Source organism: Deinococcus metalli (assembly GCF_014201805.1).
Classification (GTDB): Bacteria; Deinococcota; Deinococci; order Deinococcales; family Deinococcaceae; genus Deinococcus; species Deinococcus metalli.
This window is the reverse complement of record NZ_JACHFK010000013.1, coordinates 30931-51378: the sequence shown is the minus strand read 5'-3', so window position 1 is coordinate 51378 and position 20448 is coordinate 30931. Positions and strand designations below refer to the sequence as shown.

Genomic DNA, 20448 nt, shown 5'->3' with positions numbered 1-20448 from the left:
GGTTACTCCTGGCGCACGATCAGGGCCACCTGGGGTTCCAGGCGCAGGTTGTCGTGCAGTTGTCGTGTGAGCGCGGCGCGGTCATGCAGGTGAGCATAGTCGCGCAGTCGCGTGGGCGTCAGAACGGCCACCTGGGGCGCGGTGGTGCCGGCCACGCCCGCGCCGAAGCGGGCCAGGACGTCCGCCGGCGAACCGACCAGCACCTCCGCATCGTCGAAGCGCAGCAGACGCCCACCGTACTGGTCGAGCACCAGCGCCGGGTGCTGTGCCTTCCGGCGCCACAGGATGCGGGTCTCCCGCGCGGCCGTGAACAGGCTGTGGTACTGCCCCCCGAAGACCAGCCGGGCGGTGTCGCCCAGCACCAGACGGGCCTGGGCGTTGAGCTGGTCGTGGTCGAGCACGCGGGTCTGCGCGCTGAGCGCGTGTGCGCCCACCGCCACAGCCCGCAGCCGCCCCTCCTGCGGCAGGTACGCCGTCTCCACGCGCAGGCTGGCCGGATCGGCGCCCAGCCGCACCGCCTCGTCGCCGACCTCCCGTTCGAGCAGGTCGAGCACGGTCGGATCCTGGCGGGTGACCGTGCGCTCGCGCTCCACCCGGATCACCGCCAGCGCGGCACCGATCGAGGAGATCACGTCTGCCTGCGGCACCGCCTGGAAGAGGACGCCCAGCCGCCGGGCCATGACGGGGCCGAGCACGCTGGCCGCGCCGCCGCCGCCATACAGCGGCAGGCCCTGCAGGCCGTGTTCCCGCGCGAGGTCACGCACCAGCGTGACGAGTTTCTCGGCGCTGGCCTCGAGCACGGCGCTGGCCGCGTCCTCCATGCTGGCGCCCAGCCGCTTCCCGAGCAGGCCCAGCGCCAGCCGGGCACTCTCGGGTTCCCCGAAGGCCCGGCCGTCCTCACCGATGGCCCCCAGCGCGTTGGCAGCGCAGGTGGGGGTGATGGCGAAGCGCTCGCCTGTGGGGGTGCTCAGCAGGGCATAGCGGCGGCCGTCGTCTGGCTCCAGGGGAAGCTCGACCAGCTGCGCGCCGGCGAGCTGGGCCGGCGGCGTGAAACTGGCATACGGCAGCCCGGCGATGTGCGCGCTGCGCGGGCCGACGTCCTCGATGCGGCGCTTTCCCAGGCGAACCAGGCTGCCACCGGCCACGCCGGCAATTCGGATGTCGACAGCCCGCAGGCCGGTCGGGACGCCGAGGACCGTCATGTACTTCAGAACCGGCTGACCGTCCTTGATGGCGCCGATGTTGGTGCTTGTGCCGCCCACCTCGAAGAACACCCCGTCCATCAGGCCCTCGCGCAGGATGCCGCCCGCGAGCGACGCGGCCGGGCCGCTCACGACCGTGTGCAGCGGGGTCTCCTCGAAGGCGTCCAGGCTCGCGGCGCCGCCGTCGCCACGCACGATCAGCAGCGGCACGCCGGGCAGGCGCTGCTCGACCGCCGCGCGGACGTGCCGGGCCGTGCGCAGCATGGTAGGCAGGATGCTGGCGTTGATGGCGGCGCTGAGCGTGCGCATCTCCAGGCCGTAGCTGCCGCTCAGCTCACTCCCCAGCGTGACAGGAAGTCCGAGACTCCGGGCCTGGCCACCGGCCAGGCGTTCCCCGGCCGGGTCGTCCACACCGAAGGCCTCGCTGACCGCCACGGCCTCGATGCCGGCCGCCTGCCAGCCGCGCAGCACGGCGTCGACGCGCGCCTGGAGATCCTCCTGGTCGGATGCCACGAAGGCCCACTGCGCCTTCAGGGCCGTGGGCGCCTGGGTCACTTTCCGGATGCGGCCCTCGTCGCGCCGTTCGCCCAGAGCCAGGACGCCGATCCGGGCGGTGTCGCCCTCGAGCAGGGCGTTGGTCGCCTGCGTCGTGGAGTGGGCGACCAGGATGACCGGCGTGGCCTCGGGCAGGGCGTCGAGCAGCCGGTTCAGGGCGTCCAGCACGCCGGCCGACACGCCGTGGTCGTGATCGTGGGTGGTCGGCACGTGCGAGACGGCCAGAATCTCCCCCGTCATGCCCAGGGCGACCCCCTTGGTGAAGGTGCCGCCGACGTCGATGCCGATCCGGACGGCCGGGGGAGACTCAGTGCCGCTCAAGGCGACCCGCCACGTGTGGGCTGTGGCGCTGGCTCGACCAGCGGACATAGCCGTACCCGGCGGCGTAGACCAGCACCATCAGGGCCTGTGCGGCGAGCGTCTCCACCGTCGGGTGCAGGCCCGTCAGGGCCGAGACGTTGGGATCCAGCGTGGGCAGGCGCCCATAGAGGTTGGTCACGCCGATCCAGCCGGCTTCCTGGAAGGCACGCACGCCGTTGCCGACGAAGGCCACCGCGAACAGGGCGGTCACGCCCACGAGCGCCGGGAAGAGCCTCGCCGTTGGCAGGCGCCGACCGAAGCGGAACAGCAGCATGAAGGTCACCGCGAGGGCCAGGGCGGCCAGACCGATGCCGAGGTACATGGAGTTCAGCACCGGGCCGCTCGCAACGGCCAGCGCCTGATAGAACAGCACCGTCTCGAAACCCTCGCGGTAGATGGTCGTGAAGGTCACCAGACCCAGCGCCAGCAGACTCCCGCTCTGCACGGCCTGACCCAGGCGCGCCCGCATGAACTCCGCGCTGCGGCGGCGATCCGTCTGCTGGAGCAGGAAGAACGACAGCGAGAAGAGGATCACCACCGCGATGACGCTGGTCACGGCGCTGATCAGTTCACGCGACACCGGCGCGATCGACAGCACATAGGTGGCCAGCGCCCATGTCACCACCGTGGCCAGGAGCGCGGCCGCGCCCCCCCACCACACCGCGCGGCGCAGGCGGCCGTTGCGGCTGCTCTCCAGGTACGAGAAGATCGCGGCCAGCAGGAGTGCGGCTTCCAGGCCCTCACGGAAGAGGATGGTGAAGCCCCCGGTGGCCGCCAGGGTCGGCGCGAGGACGCCAGTGCCGCTCACGATGCCTTCCGCCTTTCGCAGGCTGTCATTGATATCGCCGGCGACGCGCTGCAACTCGGCGACCGGTTGCCCATCACGCATCCCGTTGCGCAGGTCCGAGAAGCGGTACTCCATCTCGAGGATCAGGTCTGGGTTCAGCACGCGCAGCGGCGGCTCGGCGTACTCGAAGTGGTCGAGGTAGGCGCTGCGGGCCGTCCGGAAGGCCTGCTCCGTGTGCCCCTGAGCGTATTCACGCAGCGACTGCGCGACGAGGTCATGGGCCGTTCGCAGCTGCTGGGGGACGTCCACGGCCCCCTGAGCGTGGGCGCCGGGGGCAGTAAGCAGCACCAGCAGCAGGGCCAGCAGACGCAGGATCATTGGAGGAGGCCCCGCGCGCGGCGCAGGTCGGCCAGCGCCGCGTCCACAGCCGCCGTGAACTGCGCCGGCGTGACCTTGCGGGTGATCAGCTGCCGTAGGCCGTTTTTCAGGGTTTCTTCGAGCTTCAGTTCCAACGGCTTGTCTTTCACGGCCAGCGGCGCCTCAAGTTGCTCGTAGTGGTCGAGGTAGGCGCTGATGACGGCCTCGTTCGCGGCATCGGTCATCCCGCCCTGGAAGTGGCTCTTGGCCTGAGCGAGCAGCGTGTCGATCGCGTCGAACTCCGCCATGGGTCCGCTGGTGGGGGTCAGGGGATCGCCGCTGATCTCGGCCAGTTCCGTGCGGGCCCGGTCGAGCTGGGCACTGAACGCGGTGGGATCAGCCTTCGCGGCATGCAAGGTCTTCGCCTGGGCCAGGGCCGCCGCCGCCTGCCCGCCCTGGTCGGCCGGGAAAAGGCGCTGGGCGCGGGTCAGCCAGCCGCTGGCCCGCGCCAGGTAGAACTGGGCGTCCTGATACTCGGCGGGATTGATGATCTGGCCAGCGCGCACGCCTTCGCCATACTCGGTCTTGGTGTTGCCGAGGATGGTGGAGATCACGCGAGCGATGTATTTGGGATCCTGTCGGGTGGCCGCCGGCACAGTCGCCAGCGCGGCGTCGACATCCTTGGAAAAGGTGTTCAAAGCGGCCTGCACGGTCGCCGGCACGCGGGTCTTCAGGGCGGCGTCGATCGCCTTGTAGTCCGCGAGGAAGCGGGCTCGCAGGGGGGCGTTCAGATCGGCCTGCATGGCGGCATACAGCTCGTTGGCGGGGTGACCGGCATGCTTGAGGGCTAGGGGCTGGTTGCCCGCCCTGACGTTTAGCAGCATGGCGTCGTAGTGGCCGCGCATCTGCTCGAGGACACCGGCGAACTGCACCGGATCGCGGGGCGCGGCGCTCGCGGTGCTGGCAAGGGCGAGGGTCAGGACAAGGGCGGAGCGGACGGTCATGCCTGGAGCATACGGAATAAATCCGACCAAGGCAATCAAGATAGTACGGATTACACGGTGTGCATAGCGCCGTCTCAGTGGAGGGGGATCTGCGAGATGGCATGTATGGTCTTCGGCGAAGCAATCGGTTCAGTAGGGCTGACCGCTGCAAACTATGGCGGGTTCCATGGAGCCCAGCGTGGTTTGCACGAACGCGTCGCACCAGGGTGCTCGGCCCGGACAGTGTCGAGAATTCAGAGTGCTCGGGCCACCGCTTCCACGGCGCGCAGGCCCTGACCGAAACGCGCCATGGCCTCACGGTGACGCTCGAGCTCGCTGTAGGGCAAGTAGCGCATGTTCAGGTGCGACACGGCCCGAAAGGCCGGCCGGCGCAGCTGGTCACGTACGTCGGCTTCCCGCGCGTCCGGGGCGACGAGGTACAGGCCCTGCACGGTCCGCTCGGGGGCGCCCAGGGCCAGGTCGAGCATCCGCACGATGCCCGAGTAGATCGACGTGGTGTGCTCCACCTCGAAGGCGGCGGCTGGGGCCAGCGTGCCGCGTTCGAACCACACAACGTCGATCAGCCGCACCGCGTCCGCTCCAGGGGTGCCGGCGATGCCGGGCGGCAGCGTGTCCAGGCAGCCGTCCCCCAGGCGGCCATCCCCATAAGGTCTGGAGCGATCGTTGGCTGCCATCCACACCTCGTAGCCCAGTGCCCGGCCCAGATCGCGCAGCCAGCCCTGCACCTGGGTATGGGTGGCGTCCTGGCTCTGGGCAGTGTCCTTCGCCCTGTGGGCTGCCTGACCTTCTTCCCGCACCCGCTCCAGGTCGGCCCGCCACGCCGCGGCGTCCGCCGCGTCCGCGCCGCGGGGTGGCGGGGCGTAGCGGCCGCTTCCCACGTCGAAGAGCAGCCCGGCCACCGCGCCCAGGTCGTTGGACAGCTGGGAGCGGTGCTCGGCGGTCAGCCGCAGCATGCCCGCGCGCAGCGCGAGGTACTCCTCCCACTTCCCGAGCTTGACACGGGCGCCCGTCAGGGCGTTGTAGCCGTTCACGATGGCGGTGTTGAAGGGCGGCATCAGGGTGGGATGCAGGAAGTACATCAGGTTGGCCGCGGCCGGACCGAGGCCCTTGATGCCCCGAGCGTCCAGGGTCCGGATGGCCTGTACCAGATCGGCTTCCGTCGAGCAGCACGCGCAGGTATCGAGGAAGTGCCCGAAGGCCCGCTGGTGCCCGGGATCCTCGTAGATGTCCGGGATGCGCAGCTTGGGCTTCCACAAGAAGGCGTGGTCGGCGCCCTTGAAGATCTGACGCTGCTCGGCGATGGAATGCACCACCGTTTCCAGCGAGGAGCCGCGGTACTGCGTCCCGAACGTTCCATCCTGGATGTCCTGCACGACGACCTGCAAGCCCCGGCGGATCGACCGGAAGTTCTTGAGACGCTCGTCCCACAAAAACCACGTGCGGTAGGTGCCCCCGGCATCATCCCGCCAATGCCGGATCAGGGTATCGAGCGTGTGCATGGCCATGGTCTAGCACGCGTGTGGCGGGGGCGGGGCACTGGACGCATCTGGCGGGGCGTCCCCGGCATCCGGGCCTTTATTCCCCCGTCATGGGGTCTAAGGCCACCATTCACCCGTTATTGAGGGACGCCAAACCTTTACACGAATCGAACACAGGGGTTCTTACAGTGCGGACGACCGGAGCCCGACGCCAGCCACCACATTCGCCCGACTCCCTCTTTCGCTGTACAGGAGACCGTATGCCTCAGAACACCGTGACCATGCTGCGCACCCATCCTCGTCCCACCACCCCGTTCGAGCAGGGGGCGCTCGCCGAGTGCATCGACGCGTGTTTCGAGTGCGCCCAGATCTGCACGGCCTGCGCCGACGCATGCCTGGGTGAGGGTGATCACCTGCCGCACCTCGTGCACTGCATCACCCTCAACCTCAGCTGCGCGGACATCTGCGACGCGACCGGACGCGTGCTGACCCGCGTGACCCAGCCCGACGAGGCCGCCTCGCGCGCCCAACTGCAGGCCTGCCTGGCCGCATGCCAAGCGTGCGCGGCGGAGTGCGAGATGCACGCGCGCAACATGAACATGCAGCACTGCGCCGTGTGCGCCGAGAGCTGCCGCCGCTGCGAACAGGCGTGCCAGCAGCTGCTGGGGAGCGTGAAGGCATGAAGCGCGCCCTGCTGACCCTGGCCCTCGGCACAGCCCTCCTGGGGACCGCGCACGCGGGCGGCGCCGACCCCAGCGCGATGTCCGGCACGGCGATGATGATGCGCATGAGCATGGAGATGCACGCCAGCATGCAACCGGTCATGGATGACCTACGCCGCCTGAGCGGCGCGGCGTTCGACCGGGCGTTCTATTCGATGATGATCCCGCACCACCAGAGCGCCATCGACATGAGCCGCGCGGCCCTCCCCACCCTGAAAGACGCGACGGTGCGCGCGTGGGCGCAGGCCATCATCAATGATCAGCAAAAAGAAATCGCCGAGATGCAGGCGAAGCTCCGGCCGCTGGGCGGGGTGGACACGGCCCGGCAGACCCGCATGAAGCAGGCGATGATGGGCATGATGTCCATGCCGGTGTCTGACCGGACGTTCCTGGAGATGATGATTCCGCACCACGGCTCGGCGATCGACATGGGCAACCTGGCCCTGCAGCGTGGCCACGGCGAAGGCACCGTGAATATGGCCCAGCGCATCGTGACGGCCCAGGCCAAGGAGATACAGGAGTTCCAGGCATGGCTCAGGACCCACCCGTAAAATCTGGCCACAGCACATGACTCCCCATTGAACACAAGGTGCAGGTCAGGGCTAGGCCCTGACCTGCTGTGGTTGTGGGGGTTTCGGAGTGCCTCGAGCTCTCTCAGGTGTACTTGAGGGCTTCCATCAGTTCCTCGACGATCTCGACGCTGTCTCCCCGCGTGGACGCCGTGGCGACGTGGGCTTCCAGGTGCCCGCGCAGCACCACTTCCCCAGCGCCGGAGAGGGCGCCCTGGACCGCCTTGATCTGCCGCAAGACGTCCACGCAGTACGCGTCCGGGTTGTCCAGCATGGTCACGATGCTGTCGAGGTGGCCGCGGGCGATCTTCAGCCGCCGTGCGGCGCGCTTGCGCGCGTCCTCGGGCATGCACAGGTGACCGTGCGGGTGGGTGGACGCGGTGGTGTCCGTCATCTCAGCCGCGAAGCTGGGCGCCGTAGCCTTCTTCGGTCACCGCCTGGATCAGCGCCTGGGGATCCGCATCCCCCTGCACGGTGGCCCGGCCGCCCGGGAGGTCGACCCGGACGTCCTGGACGCCGGGCACGTTCTTCAGGGCACCGGTGACCGCCTTCTCGCAGTGGCCGCACGTCATGCCGGAAACCGTCAGTTCAGTCGTCATGCCCGTAGTATAGACCCTCCCAGGGAGGAGTCAAGAGTGCGCGCACATGCGGCGGATCCTATGTCCTGTTGCAGGGCAGAGCGAGCTTGCCGATTCCGTTCCGCGGAGGTATGCTTTTCCTATATCCCCCCAGGGGGGATTGGAGGGAGAATGAGCACAGTTATCGAGCTGGGGGTCCAGGGCATGACCTGCGCCAGTTGCGTGGGACGCGTCGAGCGGGGCCTGAACAAGGTGCCGGGCGTCGAGCACGCGGCCGTGAACCTCGCCACCGAGCGCGCCACGGTCACCTACGATCCAGCCCAGACGAACCCCGCCGCGCTGCTGGACAAGGTGCGGGACGTCGGCTACGAGCCGGTGGTCGCCGACCTCGACCTCGGCGTGCAGGGCATGACCTGCGCCAACTGCGTGGGGCGGGTCGAGCGGGCGCTGAAGAAAGTCGGAGGCGTCGTCGACGCCTCTGTGAATCTCGCCACCGAACGGGCCACCGTGCGGTACCTGCCCACCAGCGTGGGCCCCGGGCAGCTCAAAGCGGCGGTGGTGAACGCCGGTTATGGGGTGCTGGACACCCAGGCCGGCCAGGACCGCAGCGACCAGGAACGCGAGGCCCGCGAGCGGGAGGTGCGCCGCCTGCGCCAGGCCGTCACGTTCAGCGCCGCCTTCGCCGTGCCTCTGCTGCTCCTGGCGATGGTGCCCATGCTGTGGATGCCTGCCCACATGTGGCTCGCCAGTGTCGTGAACGAGCGCACCCTGAACGTCATCCTCCTCGCCCTCGCGGCCCCCGTGCAGTTCGGACCCGGCCGGCGCTTCTACCGCCTCGGCTGGGCCAGCCTGAAGCACCGCAGTCCCGACATGAACTCGCTGGTCATGATCGGCACCAGTGCGGCGTTCTTCTACAGCGTGCTGGTGACGGTGGCCCCCGGCATCTTCCCTGAGGGCACCGCGCACGTGTACTACGAGGCCTCAGCGGTCGTGATCACCCTGATCCTGCTCGGCAAGTACTTCGAGGCCATCGCCAAGGGACGCTCGAGCGAGGCCATGAAGACGCTCCTGAATTTGCAGCCCAAAATGGCCCGTATCGTCCGCGGCGGCCAGGAACTCGAACTGCCCGTGGACGACGTGCTGATCGGCGACGTGATCTCGGTGCGTCCTGGCGAGAAGGTGCCGGTCGACGGCGAGGTCACGGGGGGACAGTCTTACGTGGATGAGTCGATGATCACCGGTGAGCCCGTCCCGGTTCGCAAGGAAAGCGGCGCGGCCGTTGTGGGCGGTACCATCAACCAGAACGGCGCGTTCGAGTTCCGGGCCACCAAAATCGGTGCCGACACCGCCCTGGCGCAGATTATCCGGCTCGTCGAGACCGCCCAGGGCTCCAAACCGCCGATCCAGGGCCTGGCCGACATGGTCGTGGCTGTGTTCGTGCCGGTGGTGCTGGGCATGGCGGCGCTCACCTTCCTGCTGTGGCTCATGCTGGGCGGCCAGCAGGCCCTGAGCTTCGCTCTGGTGACCACAGTCGCCGTGCTGATCATTGCCTGCCCCTGTGCGATGGGGCTGGCCACGCCGACCAGCGTCATGGTGGGCACCGGCAAGGCTGCGGAACTGGGGGTGCTGTTCCGATCCGGTGTGGCGCTCGAAGGCCTGCAGGGCGTGAAGGTGATCGCGCTGGACAAGACCGGCACCCTCACCCGGGGCCGGCCTGAACTGACGGATCTGATCCCTGCCGGCTCCTTCACCCGGGCGGACGTCCTGGCCCTGGTGGCCGCCGCTGAGGCGCAGAGCGAGCATCCGATCGCTCGCGCCATCGTGGCGACTGCCCAGGCCGAGGGCGTCACCGCGGCACCAGCCGACACCTTCGAAGCGGTCCCCGGGTACGGACTGGACGCGGTCATCGCGGGCCAGCGCGTGCAGGTCGGCGCCGACCGCTACATGCAGCGGCTGGGCGTGGACGTGTCTGACCTGGCGTCCCACGCCGCCCGCCTCGGTGACGAAGGCAAGAGCCCCCTGTACGCGGCCATCGGCGGCCAGCTCGCTGCCATCATCGCGGTGGCCGATCCCATCAAGGACGGCAGCCGCGAGGCCGTGCAGGCCCTGCACCGTCAGGGCCTCACGGTCGCCATGATCACCGGGGACAACGCGCGCACGGCCCACGCCATCGCGCGGCAGCTCGGCATTGATGAAGTTCTGGCCGAGGTTCTGCCAAGCGGCAAGAGTGACGCCGTGAAAACGCTGCAGGCGCAGAGGCACGCGGTTGCCTTCGTCGGGGACGGCATCAACGACGCGCCGGCGCTCGCGCAGGCGGATGTGGGGCTCGCCATTGGTACCGGCACGGACGTGGCGGTCGAGACGGCCGACGTGATCCTGATGGCGGGCGACCTACGTGGCGTGCCGAACGCGATCGCCCTCAGCCGCGCCACGCTGCGCAACGTCAAACTCAACCTGTTCTGGGCGTTCGCGTACAACATCGTGCTGATTCCGGTCGCGGCCGGCGCGCTCTACCCGGCTTTCGGGTGGCTGCTCAGCCCAGTCTTAGCCGCCGCAGCCATGGGCTTTTCCAGCGTCTTCGTGCTCACCAACGCCCTGCGCCTGCGCTCATTCCGCGCGCCGCTCCGGGTGATCCCCGCCCCACATACGCCGCGCTCAGTCCTGGCGACGTCATAACGGCACGCTACGGCATTGGTCACCGGTGCTCCGCGGCCCCATGCTCCCGATGATCTGAACCCGGCCGCTTGGAACCAGCGGCTTCATCCTCAGCGCCACCATGCCATCCCTCCTGGAGACCCCCATGCCCAAACTCACCGTCGGCCCTTGGATTGCCGCCCAGAAACTCCCCAGCAAGGCGCTCGGGCGAGACCGCTTCGCCTTCCTGGAGCGGACCCGGCTGCGCCATGAGCTGCAGCAGGTTGTTGGCCTGCCCCTGGTGGGGATGGGCGGCAGCTGCGGCAAACCGTGCTTCGCGCTGCCGTACGTGTTGACCTGGACCGAGGCCAACACGCAGGCCCTCGAAGACGTGGCCGCTGAGCACAGCTGCTACGTGGAGTACGGGTTGTATCCGCACCTCAAACAGCACGACGGTGACCTTGAAGTGGCCGCCGTTCAGGACTGGACGACGTTTGCCATGGTGTACCTGCGCCCCGGGTACGACCATGCCGAGGAGCTTCTGGAGCGCCTGGCCACCGCGCTCCGGCCGGCCTGAGGCCCGTGTGCTGACTGTCCTTCAGCCGATCGACCCCTTCGTGCTGGGCTGACTGATCCTGTGCGTGCTGTGTGCCGTCTACGTCGCGTACGACCATTTCAGGAACAACTCAGAGCCCACCGTGATGCGTTGGGCCTTTATCCTGACCACGCTTACATGCGGCCGATCGGTCTGCTGCTGTACGTCGTGGCGGACAAGGAGCCGAAACCGGGCACCCACAATGAATTTACCCACGCCCTGTGGGAGCAGGGCGTGGGCAGCACCATGCACTGCGCCGCCGGGGACGCCACCGGCATCATCGTTGCGGCATTGGTCGTGACGGCGCTGGGCCTGCCGATGACGTGGGACGTGGTCGTCGAGTACGTGGCCAGCTTCACGGTCGGCCTGTTCATCTTTCAAGCGCTATTCATGAAGAGCGCGATGGGCGGCTCGCACTGGGAGAACGTGCGGCGCCCGTCTATCCCCGAGCTGATCTCAATGAACGTCATGATGGCCGGCATGGCGCCGGTGATGGTGCTGATGATAGGCCGGGATATGGCGGGCCATACAGCCCACGGAGCCCTGGTTCTGGACGAGTATGAGCCTGGGCGTGATCGCCGGGTACGCGACCGCGTACCCGTCAACGTCTGGATGGTCTCGCGCCACATGAAGCAGCGTCCCTGGGGCAGCCGCTTCGACGTGCCACGGCAGGCCCTGGCGCCGCAAAGCAGCCCTGCTGCTCACCACTCAGGCGGCGCGGCCCTGGCGGGCGAGCACTCGGGTCACCCGGGCGGCCACGCCCCACACCGGTCTGTCTCACGGGCAGGACGCGGCAATGCAGGACGGACATCCGTCATCGAAAGGAACCGCTCCAGGGAATGGCCACAAGGCACCTGACGGCCACCAGATGCAGCCGGACGTCACCCGGCCTCAACTCGTCTTGGTGGGCCTGGTCAGCGGCCTGGCGCTGCTGCTGGGCCTGACCTGGCCGGGCAGCCGGGTCAACATGGCCATCGCCGCGCACGAGGTGGTCAGCGCCATCATGCCGCCGGGCATGCTCATGACCACCGACACGTCCGCCGAGGCCATGCGGGACATGGTGGCTTTCGATCCGCGCACCTTCCGGTTCCGTGCTCCGGTGGACGCACAGGGAGACCAGCGGCTCACGCCAGCCGGACCAGGGGACGCGATGCAGTTTGCCTTCACGCTGAGTGCTGGGCAGTGGCACATTCTGAAGGGGAGAAGTGTCTGGGCCTACGCGATCAACGGACGAATGCCCGGCCCCGCCTGGAACTGACCTAGGGCGGCCGGGTAGAGATCACGGTTCGCAACGACCTGCCGGAGGGCACCACCCTGCACTGGCATGGCCTGATCCTGGACAACGCGATGGACGGGCCGGCCATCATCACCCAGCCGCCCATTTGGCCGGGCGAGCAGTTCACCTACCGCTTCACCGCCGTACATCAATGGCGGTTCCATCGGGCACCCCGGCCAGGCCGTATGACGCAGTTATCGGAGTGCGCCGGTTGGCGTCCAAATAAGCGTCTACGCTCGATACCATCACGATTCACGTCCAGGTGCCCTGAAGTGTGTTCGAGCCCTCGCGGCTTCAGGTGCACACCGTATGGACAGCGCTACGGACGTGGGCGGGCGACTGTGCGGACCGACCGCGTCCTCCTGAACCGCAGTCTTGTGGGTGCCCAGGTGGAGAAGACCATGGTCGACGCTGCCGCCGTTCCCGAGCCCTGGGATTTCAGCGCTGAGGGACGGCGGCGCGACCGCGTTGACCTGGGCCATGAACCGGCGCCGTAACGTCGGCGGGCCACCATGTCCAGCGCGTGACCCCCGGAACTCACCGTCACTTCGCTGGACACGCTGTGACCTGGTCATGGATGTTCGCGGTCTGTCCGGCTCAGTCCAGGCGGAGCGGATCCACCGGCGTGCCCCGCACGACCACCCGGAAGTCCAGGTGCGGGCCGGTGCTGTTGCCGGTGCTGCCCACCCGGGCGATGACCTGACCGGCTGCCACCCGTGTGCCCTCCAGTACCAGGTTCGCGCTGTTGTGGCTGTAGCGGGTGGTCATGCCGTCCCCATGGTCGACCACGACCGTCCAGCCCCAGCCCGTCCGGGCGTCGAAGCGAGACTCGGTGACGACGCCAGCCCGCGCGGCGCGTACTGGCGTTCCGGTCGGCGCCGCCAGGTCGATGCCCTCATGGCCTGTGCGGTAGGGGGTCGTCAGGCGGCCCTGCAGCGGCAGGGCGGCGAGCACGCGGATGGAGGCCGGCCGGACGGTCGCCGCGGTCGGGGCGCGCGCTTGGCCTGGCGCTGAGGGCAGGGTGAGGCGCTGGCCGATGCGCAGGGCCTGCTGCGGGTTAACGCCCGGGTTCACGTTCAGCAGGGCTTGGAGTGTGACGGCCTGACGCCGCGCCACACTGGAGAGCGTGTCGCCCGCCTGCACCGTCCAGACCGCCGGGTGGGACGCGGGGAGGGTCAGCCGCGTTCCGGCCCTCACGCCGTCGCCGACCAGGCTGGGGTTGGCCTGCCGGAGGGCCGCGACGCTGGTGCCGTACCGGGCAGCCAGCGCGGTCAGGGTGTCTCCCCGCGCGACGGGAACGGTGACAGCAGTGGCCGTGCCGATGAGCACGGTCAGGATCAGGCACAGTGGGGATCGCATGAACGGGGGCAGTGTGGCGTCACGGTGTAAAGGTCGTGTTAAGACCGGCCGGCATGTCCTGGCCCTCCCTGTCGAAAAACGCGCTTCCCAGAGTGGAAGCGCGTCGTGAGAAAGCGCGAATTACGCGCCGCGCTTGATCAGCCACCGCCGGAAGTCGTACATCTCCTTGGCCTGCGCCGTCACGATGTCGCGGGCGAGCGTCAACACCTGACTGTTCGCGCTCTTCTGCAGGGCCAGCTGCGCCATGTCCAGCGCGGACGAGTGGTGCGGCAGCATGCCCTGCACGAAGGCCTGATCCGGCTGCTTCGATGTTTTGATGGCAGTCGCCATCTCCGCCATGCCGCTCTTCATCGTGGCCGACATGGCCGTGTCTGCGCCGCCGTATGTTGCGAGCAGCTTGGTCATCACCGTGATCTCCCGGCTCTGGTCCTGAATCACCTGGGTCGCCCACTGCTTGACTGTGGCGTCCTTGTTGAGCGGCAGCACGGCCCGGGCCATGTCGATGGCGGCTTGGTGATGCGGAATCATCATGCTCAGAAAGGCGCGGTCGAAGGCCTTGCCACTGAGCTTTTCCAGCGCGCCCATGTCCATGCTGCCGGTCATGGACATGGTGTTGCCGGCCGGCATGCTGCCGCCCATCTGCGAGTGATCCATGCCGCCCATGCTGCCCTGAGCGAACGCCATCCCCAGGACGAGAAGGGCGGGTCCAACGATGACGCCTGCGGTTCGGTTCATGCCCTGACGCTAGGAGGGGGATGTAAAATTTATGTAAACAGCGCGGGGATCAAGCGTGGCCCAAGGCGCGGTGAGGTGGGCGTGAGGTGCCGGGCGCCGGTTTACACCGTCTTTACACGGATTGACTAGCGTCTGGAGAGATCAGGGCACCCATCCTGAGCGCCGGAGGTCACTACGCATCCTGTCTTTCTGAACATCGGTGGGTTCACCATCGCCTGGTACGGGGTGCTGATCACGCTGGGCATCGTGGCCGGCGTGTGGGTCGGCACCCGCATGGCGCGGGCGCGCGGCCTGAACGTGGACCTCTTCAACGACATGATCCTGTGGATGATCGTGTGGGGTCTGGTGGGCGCGCGCCTGGTGTTCGTGGCGACGTCGTGGCACCAGTTCGCCGGCACGCCCTTTCCGCGCGTGCTGCTGGACATCGTGAACCTGCGCGCCGGGGGCATCAGCATCCACGGCGGCCTGATCGGCGGGATCCTGACGATCATCTACTTCGCGCGCCGGTACCGCTTCGACTTCTTCCGCTACGCGGACCTCGCGGTGCCGGGCGTGGCCTTCGGCGTGATCGGCGGGCGCATCGGGAACATCATGAACGGCACCGATACCGTGGGCCGCGTGACCGGGTGGCCCATCGGGTTCCACTGGCCGGCGTCCGCGCGGGCGTTCCACGAGGGCATGTGCGTGCCGAACCCCAACCCGGACCTGGACCTGTCGCAGTACTGCCAGACCATCGGCGGGCAGGTCGTGATGACCGCGCCGGTGCACTTCACGCAGATGTACGGCGTGATCATCGGGATCATCCTGTCGGTCGCGGCGTTCTACTGGCTGCGGTCGCGCAAGTCCGGGTGGGCGTTCTGGCAGTTCTGGCTGTGGTACTCGGTCCTGCGTGCCGGCTGGGAGGAGACCTTCCGCCTGAACCCGCTGTTTCCCAAGGCCTACCTGAACCAGGGCCTGAACGCGCCGGGCATCGGGCTGTTCACGGAAACGCACCTGATCTCCATTACGCTGATCATCGTGAGCATCTACATGCTGTGGCGCCTGCGGACCCGGCCCGACGACCGCTCGGCGGCCACCGGGGAGTTCCTGACGCCCGACGGCGCGAGCGCGAAGGTGCTGGCCGGCGCGTCCACTGTGGGGCGGTCGTGACGGCCGCCGGGTCGTGGGCCGTCCCGGCCCATTGGGACGGCCGTCATTGGCTGGAGGTGCTGTGGCCACCGTGCTGATCGTGGATGACGACCCGGCCATCGTGGAGATCTTGGAGGCGTATCTGCGCGCGGACGGGCACCGGGTGGAGACCGAGGATCATGGTCTGGCCGCGTTGCCGCTGCTGGCCCGTGCAGACGTGGCTGTTCTGGACTGGATGCTGCCTGGGATGAGCGGCGTGGACCTCACGGCGTACGCACGGCAGGAGTATCCGCAACTGCCCGTGCTCCTGCTGACCGCCCGCGGCGAGGAGGAAGACCGCCTGCGCGGACTGAATGCCGGTGCGGACGATTACGTGGTCAAGCCGTTCAGTCCGCGCGAAGTGGTGGCCCGCGTGCGGGCGCTGCTGCGCCGCGCAGGCGTCGGGGAGCGCATCGTGGCCGGTGAGCTGTCCCTGAACCTGCCTGGGCGGACGGTGACGTTGCGTGGGCAGCCGGTCACGCTGTCGCGCACGGAATTCGATCTTCTCGCCACCCTTGCGCAGTACCCGGGGCTCATCTGGGCGCGCGAGCGGCTGATGGAACGCGTGTGGGGTCCCAACTACCCAGGGGTGACCCGCGTGGTGGACGTGCACATCGCCTCGGTTCGGCGCAAACTGGGGGATGACCCGGACGCCCCGACGTTCATCGAAACCGTCCGGGGGCTGGGCTACCGTTTCCGGGAGGAGTGACGTGCGCCTGTTTCCCCGTCTGCTGCTCCACCACCTGACGGTCGTCGTGGTCATGGCCGTGGTGCTGGTCGCGGCGGCGGAAGTCGCGGCCCATCCGTTCATCGGACATCACGTCGATCAGATGGTCCGCCTGATCGGCCCACAGGGCGCGCGGCTGCGGCCCGACCTGTATGTAGGTATGCGAGCCACCCTGACGTGGGCGCTGCTCACGGCCCTGCCGCTCGCCCTCGGGGTGGCGGCCCTGGCGGCGTGGGTGGCGGCGCGCCAGGTGACGGCGTCCGTGCGGACCCTGCAGGACGGCAGCCGGGCGCTGGCCGCCGGAGAGTACGGCCGGCGCCTGCCGGAAGGCGGGCAGGACGAACTGGCGCAGCTCGCCCACAGCTTCAACGTCCTGGCCGGGGCGCTGGAGCGGGTCGAGCAGTCGCGGGTGGAACTGATCGGGAACGTCGCCCATGAACTGCGCACCCCGGTCAGTGCGGTGCGCGGGTACGTGGAAGCGGCCCAGGACGGCATCCTGCCCGTTCCGCAGGCGCTACAGGCGGTCGCGCGGGAAGTGGCCGGCATGGAGCGCCTGGTGGGCGACCTGAGCCTGGTCAGCCGGGTCGAGGCGGGCCGGGTCGAACTCAGGGTGATGGAGGTCGATGTGGCCGAGCTGCTCGCGCAGGTGCAGGAGCGCTTCGTGCTGGCCTTCGAGGAGCGCGGCGTGACCCTGGCGATCCGGCGTCCTGCGGAGGACCTCGTCGTCCCGCTGGACCCGGAACGCGCCCACCAGATCCTGGCCAACCTGTTGCGCAACGCCCTGAGCCACACGCCGCGCGGCGGAACGGTGCGGGTGGACGTGCGCCGAGAGGGGCGTGGCGTGGCCGTGACGGTGAGTGACACCGGAGCCGGCATCGCCCCGGAGCATCTCGAGCGGATCTTTGAGCGCTTCTTCCGCGCGGACGCGGCCCGGACGCGCGGGGAGGGCAGCGGCGTGGGCCTTACCATTTCCCGCGGCCTGGCCCGCGCGATGGGCGGCGAGCTCGGGGTGCGCTCTGCCGTGGGGCGGGGCAGCACCTTCACGTGGACGCTGGTTCGCGAGGATCGGGCCAGCCCGGCGCTGCGTGTCGCGGCGTCAGTCGGATGAGGGCGGCGCTGGCGTGCCGCTCACGAGGGTGACGCCCCGCCAGCGCGCCGGGCGTCCCGCGTCTGCGACTCCTGCACGTCCGAGGGGTCGTCCGGAGTGTGGCGGGCGGGTAATCTGGGAACCGGCAGGGCACGGGGGGCCGCTGAAGCGGTCAGGTGTGTCGGCTCGGGGTGCATTTCCGGCCGCCCGCCAGCACGGCGAGTGACAGGACACTGAGCCACACGGCCCAGTCACCGAACCGCACGTACAGTGTCCGCGTGTCCTGTAGGCCGAAGGGTGCGCGGTACGTGCCGCGTTCCCCCCGGGGCGCACGCGTCGTCACGCGGCCCCATGGGTCAATCACGGCGCTGACGCCATCATTCCCGGCCCGCAGCACAAACCGCCGCGTCTCAATGGCGCGCAGGCGGCCCATCTGGAAATGCTGCTCGGCGCCCGCTCCTCGCCCGAACCACGCGTCATTGGAGATCACCACGAGCACGTTCGCCCCGGCGCGGACGGCCTGACGGCTGAGCCGCGCAAACACGGACTCGTAGCAGATGCTGATGCCGGCCCGCAGAAGCCGGAGGGGCAGCACGTTCAGGGCCGTGCCGGGCGTGAGGTTCGTGTACCCGGCCATCCCGAGGCGGTCGAGAACCGGTCGGTACACGCCGCCGAGCACACCTGCGAAGGGCAGGCGCTCCCCGAACGGCACGGGAACGCGTTTGTCCTGCCGTCCAGTCACCGTGCCGTCCACGCCGTACGCGCTGTTGCGGGCCTGACCGGGCACGTCTCCCGGCGCGCCCACGATCAGGGGGGACAGTAGTCGTCTCAGGGCCTCGAGTGTGCGCGGATCCGAGGGCGGCAGCGGACTGGCCGTCTCAGGCCACACGACCACGTCGGCTGGGCCGGTCTGTAGGGCGCGCCGCGTGAGGTCGAGGTAGACCTGAAGTTCTTCCAGCGTGCGTCCCTGAGTCTTGTGCAGCGGGTCGATGTTGCCCTGCACGAGCACAGCCGAACGCGGGGCGGGGACGGCTTTCGGTGTGATCCACAGGCCGACGGCCGTCCCCACACTCCACACGACGAGCGTGCCGAGCAGGGCCGGGCGGCGGGCACCCAGCCCCGCCAAGACGCTGGCGGTGCCGGTGACGAGCAGCGTGAGCAGGGGCACGCCCCCCACGCTGGCGAGTTGAGCCAGTGGCGTCTGGATCAGGGCGTAGCCGGGCGTGCCCCACGGGAAAGCCAGTGGGCCGAGGGTGCGGAGCGCCTCGAGGATCACCCAGCCGAACGGGAGGGCGAGGAGGGTGCGGGGTCCGAAGACCACCCGGATCAAGGCCAGGGGCGCGGCCCACGTCATGGCGGCGGCCGGCAGCACCAGCAGGGTCAGTAGGCCGCCCAGCGGCCCCAACACGTCCGCCATGCTGCGCGGCAGCCACGCAAGGTGCACTGCGAAACAGCCCAGCGCGAACCAGAACGCGTGGCGCAGGGCCTGTGGACCGCCCGCGCTGAGCGCCACGCGGCGGTGCAGGGCGGCCAGTGGCAGCGGCGCGAGCACGGCCGCAGGCGTGATCAGGACAGCACCCAGCGCCGCGCCCCACATAAGGTCGACAAGTCCGCGGGGTGGGAGCGGGTGGGCCAGGCGAGAGCGCCATGCCCAGAAGGTGGCGTGGTGGTGCACACGCTGCAGGGTAAGGACTGCGTGTTCAGGTGGTGTAAAGGGCGCGGACGTTTACAGAACGGCAACACGCGGCGGTTACCATGCCGTGGTGAGCCCTGCACCTCTCCCCGGTCTGCCCGGCGCCGACCGTGCCCTGACGAGCGCGGCGTGTTTGTGGGGGCGGACGTCCTGACGAGCAGCGCGGCCACCCACCCGCCCCGCCGCCTGCGGTTCATCACGGTGCTGCTCCTGCTCCCGCTGATGATGCTGGGCTCGGCGTTTACCCGGCTGGCCCTCGCGCCTTCGGAGCCGCGGACCACGGTCACGCCCGTCCGGGGCGCCCTGCGGAGCGCCGACGGAACAGTGCTCGCCTCCGGGCCGCTGCATGACCGGCGGTATCCGCAGGGCGCGGTGGCAGGGCCGGTCGTGGGGTTTGTCGGGACCTCGGCGGGTCTGGAGGGGGCCGAGCGGGCCTTCGACGCGGCCCTGCAGCGGGGTGAGGACGTGACGTTGACCCTGGACGCCCGCGTTCAGGACGCTGTCGAGGAGGTCCTGATCCAGGCCGTGCGGCGCACGTCAGCCCAGTACGCCAACGCCATCGTGATGGACACCCGGACGGGTGACCTGCGCGCCGTGGCGACTGTGCCCGGGTTCGCGCCGGCGTCGTGGCGGACAGCCCCGGCGGGACGCTGGCGCAACCGGGCCCTGCTTGACGAGTATGAGCCGGGCAGCGTGATCAAGGCGTTGACGGTCGCCGCTCTGCTCGACGCTGGCCTGACGACGCCGGAGACGCGGTATGACACGCCGATGGTGCGGCGCGTGGCGCGCGCGGCCATCCACGACATCGTGCCCCACCCGGCCCGCCTGAGTACCCGGGAGATCCTGCGGTACTCCAGCAATGTCGGCATGACGCGCCTCGTGGAGGGCGTGCCGGCCCCGCAGCTTCGCCGCGCCTTCGCCGCGTTCGGCCTGGGACGACCCGTCACGCTGGCCCTGCCGGCCGGTGACGGCCGGGTGCGGGACGCCACGGCATGGACGGAACTGTCGCAGGCCACCATGGCCTTCGGTCAGGGCCTGACGGTCACCACCCTGCAGCTCGCGGCGGCGTTCAACGTACTGGCCGCCGATGGGCGGTACGTCACGCCCCGCCTGACCGCTGCGGTACCCGTGCGAACCCGACCGGTGCTTGCGCCTGCCACCGCCGCCCGCATGCGCGAGGTGCTGCATGGGGTGATTGATGACGGGATCCGGGGCAAGGCGGCGCTGCCGGGCTACCACGTGGGCGGCAAGACCGGCACCGCCCAGGTGGTGGTCAGCGGCCGCTACAGCGAGTCGGTATTCTCCTCGACGTTCGCGGGCTTTCTGCCGGCCGACCGACCCCAGTTCACGGTGGCGGTGATGGTGCGCGGCGCCCAGCGGGAGTATCAGGGCTCCCAGGTGGCGGCCCCCATCTTCCGAGATATCTCGGCCGCGCTGGTCTCGCTGTATGCCCTGGCGCCGGCCCCAGAGGACCGGAAAGCGCACTGAGGTCCCCAGAAGAGCAGGGTCACGCTGCCCGGGATGGTGAGGAGGGCCGGTGCGCCCAATGGGTCACGGGCCCGT

At 69.3% G+C, this 20448-nt stretch carries 20 protein-coding genes; 11 read left to right on the top strand and 9 right to left on the bottom strand.

Annotation, left to right across the window (positions count from 1 at the left end; genetic code table 11):
- Window positions 1-2 precede the first annotated feature (2 nt).
- The 4 genes from HNQ07_RS19780 to HNQ07_RS19765 all read right to left on the bottom strand — a co-directional run bounded on the left by HNQ07_RS19780 (window position 3) and on the right by HNQ07_RS19765 (window position 5764).
- On the bottom strand, window positions 3-2078 hold the full coding sequence (locus HNQ07_RS19780) for a hydantoinase/oxoprolinase family protein (protein WP_229832213.1): 2076 nt from the start codon (window positions 2076-2078) through the stop codon (window positions 3-5).
- Complete coding sequence (locus HNQ07_RS19775) at window positions 2065-3282, bottom strand: FTR1 family iron permease (RefSeq protein ID WP_184115036.1); 1218 nt, start codon at window positions 3280-3282, stop codon at window positions 2065-2067. Before HNQ07_RS19775 ends, HNQ07_RS19780 begins: the two co-directional genes overlap by 14 nt.
- Window positions 3279-4265: a 4-helix bundle domain-containing protein gene (locus HNQ07_RS19770; RefSeq protein WP_184115034.1), complete on the bottom strand. Its 987-nt coding sequence runs from the start codon at window positions 4263-4265 to the stop codon at window positions 3279-3281. The genes HNQ07_RS19775 and HNQ07_RS19770 overlap by 4 nt, the downstream gene beginning before the upstream one ends.
- Before the next feature lie 233 nt (window positions 4266-4498).
- On the bottom strand, window positions 4499-5764 hold the full coding sequence (locus HNQ07_RS19765) for a type II restriction enzyme NmeDI-related protein (RefSeq protein WP_229832211.1): 1266 nt from the start codon (window positions 5762-5764) through the stop codon (window positions 4499-4501).
- Between the two features lie 239 nt (window positions 5765-6003).
- On the opposite strand from HNQ07_RS19765, the gene HNQ07_RS19760 reads away from it, so the two are divergent.
- On the top strand, window positions 6004-6426 hold the full coding sequence (locus tag HNQ07_RS19760; protein WP_184115030.1) for a four-helix bundle copper-binding protein: 423 nt from the start codon (window positions 6004-6006) through the stop codon (window positions 6424-6426).
- Entirely contained in the window at window positions 6423-7016 is a 594-nt protein-coding gene (locus HNQ07_RS19755) for a DUF305 domain-containing protein (protein ID WP_184115028.1), read from the top strand. Before HNQ07_RS19760 ends, HNQ07_RS19755 begins: the two co-directional genes overlap by 4 nt.
- Window positions 7017-7119: 103 nt before the next feature.
- Here HNQ07_RS19755 and HNQ07_RS19750 read toward each other — a convergent pair whose 3' ends face one another.
- Both HNQ07_RS19750 and HNQ07_RS19745 read right to left on the bottom strand, forming a co-directional pair.
- On the bottom strand, window positions 7120-7428 hold the full coding sequence (locus tag HNQ07_RS19750; protein ID WP_184115026.1) for a metal-sensitive transcriptional regulator: 309 nt from the start codon (window positions 7426-7428) through the stop codon (window positions 7120-7122).
- Window position 7429: 1 nt separating this feature from the next.
- Window positions 7430-7633 (bottom strand): CopZ family metallochaperone, encoded by a 204-nt coding sequence (locus HNQ07_RS19745; protein ID WP_184115024.1) that lies wholly within the window; start codon window positions 7631-7633, stop codon window positions 7430-7432.
- Between the two features lie 150 nt (window positions 7634-7783).
- On the opposite strand from HNQ07_RS19745, the gene HNQ07_RS19740 reads away from it, so the two are divergent.
- The 5 genes from HNQ07_RS19740 to HNQ07_RS24225 all read left to right on the top strand — a co-directional run bounded on the left by HNQ07_RS19740 (window position 7784) and on the right by HNQ07_RS24225 (window position 12614).
- The gene (locus tag HNQ07_RS19740; protein WP_184115022.1) at window positions 7784-10288 is read left to right on the top strand and encodes a heavy metal translocating P-type ATPase; all 2505 of its coding nucleotides are present in this window, start codon (window positions 7784-7786) and stop codon (window positions 10286-10288) included.
- Window positions 10289-10412: 124 nt separating this feature from the next.
- On the top strand, window positions 10413-10823 hold the full coding sequence (locus tag HNQ07_RS19735; RefSeq protein WP_184115021.1) for a hypothetical protein: 411 nt from the start codon (window positions 10413-10415) through the stop codon (window positions 10821-10823).
- Window positions 10824-10979: 156 nt separating this feature from the next.
- On the top strand, window positions 10980-11699 hold the full coding sequence (locus tag HNQ07_RS24235) for a DUF4396 domain-containing protein (RefSeq protein WP_229832210.1): 720 nt from the start codon (window positions 10980-10982) through the stop codon (window positions 11697-11699).
- Window positions 11700-11709: 10 nt separating this feature from the next.
- Window positions 11710-12099 (top strand): cupredoxin domain-containing protein, encoded by a 390-nt coding sequence (locus HNQ07_RS24230; protein ID WP_229832208.1) that lies wholly within the window; start codon window positions 11710-11712, stop codon window positions 12097-12099.
- Window positions 12100-12119: 20 nt separating this feature from the next.
- Window positions 12120-12614: a multicopper oxidase domain-containing protein gene (locus HNQ07_RS24225; protein ID WP_308430886.1), complete on the top strand. Its 495-nt coding sequence runs from the start codon at window positions 12120-12122 to the stop codon at window positions 12612-12614.
- Between the two features lie 100 nt (window positions 12615-12714).
- Here the strand turns inward: HNQ07_RS24225 and HNQ07_RS19720 are convergent, their stop codons facing one another.
- Together HNQ07_RS19720 and HNQ07_RS19715 are read right to left on the bottom strand one after the other, a co-directional pair.
- Window positions 12715-13476, bottom strand: a complete 762-nt coding sequence (locus HNQ07_RS19720) for a M23 family metallopeptidase (RefSeq protein WP_184115019.1) — start codon at window positions 13474-13476, stop codon at window positions 12715-12717.
- A 120-nt stretch (window positions 13477-13596) separates the two neighbouring features.
- Window positions 13597-14211, bottom strand: coding sequence for a DUF305 domain-containing protein (locus HNQ07_RS19715; RefSeq protein ID WP_184115017.1), 615 nt, complete (start codon window positions 14209-14211; stop codon window positions 13597-13599).
- A 189-nt stretch (window positions 14212-14400) separates the two neighbouring features.
- Between HNQ07_RS19715 and HNQ07_RS19710 the strand changes: the two genes are divergently transcribed.
- The 3 genes from HNQ07_RS19710 (at window position 14401) to HNQ07_RS19700 (ending at window position 17213) form a co-directional block, all read left to right on the top strand.
- On the top strand, window positions 14401-15360 hold the full coding sequence (locus tag HNQ07_RS19710) for a prolipoprotein diacylglyceryl transferase (protein WP_184115183.1): 960 nt from the start codon (window positions 14401-14403) through the stop codon (window positions 15358-15360).
- 61 nt (window positions 15361-15421) lie between these two features.
- Window positions 15422-16087 (top strand): response regulator transcription factor, encoded by a 666-nt coding sequence (locus tag HNQ07_RS19705; protein ID WP_184115015.1) that lies wholly within the window; start codon window positions 15422-15424, stop codon window positions 16085-16087.
- Between the two features lies 1 nt (window position 16088).
- A complete protein-coding gene (locus HNQ07_RS19700; protein ID WP_184115013.1) occupies window positions 16089-17213 on the top strand; it encodes a HAMP domain-containing sensor histidine kinase in 1125 nt (374 codons plus the stop codon).
- A gap of 151 nt (window positions 17214-17364) precedes the next feature.
- On the opposite strand, the gene lnt is transcribed toward HNQ07_RS19700, so the two are convergent.
- Window positions 17365-18867, bottom strand: coding sequence for an apolipoprotein N-acyltransferase (gene lnt / locus HNQ07_RS19695; protein WP_229832205.1), 1503 nt, complete (start codon window positions 18865-18867; stop codon window positions 17365-17367).
- A 147-nt stretch (window positions 18868-19014) separates the two neighbouring features.
- Here lnt and HNQ07_RS19690 point away from each other — a divergent pair, with 147 nt between their 5' ends.
- On the top strand, window positions 19015-20373 hold the full coding sequence (locus HNQ07_RS19690; RefSeq protein ID WP_229832204.1) for a peptidoglycan D,D-transpeptidase FtsI family protein: 1359 nt from the start codon (window positions 19015-19017) through the stop codon (window positions 20371-20373).
- Window positions 20374-20448: the final 75 nt, after the last annotated feature.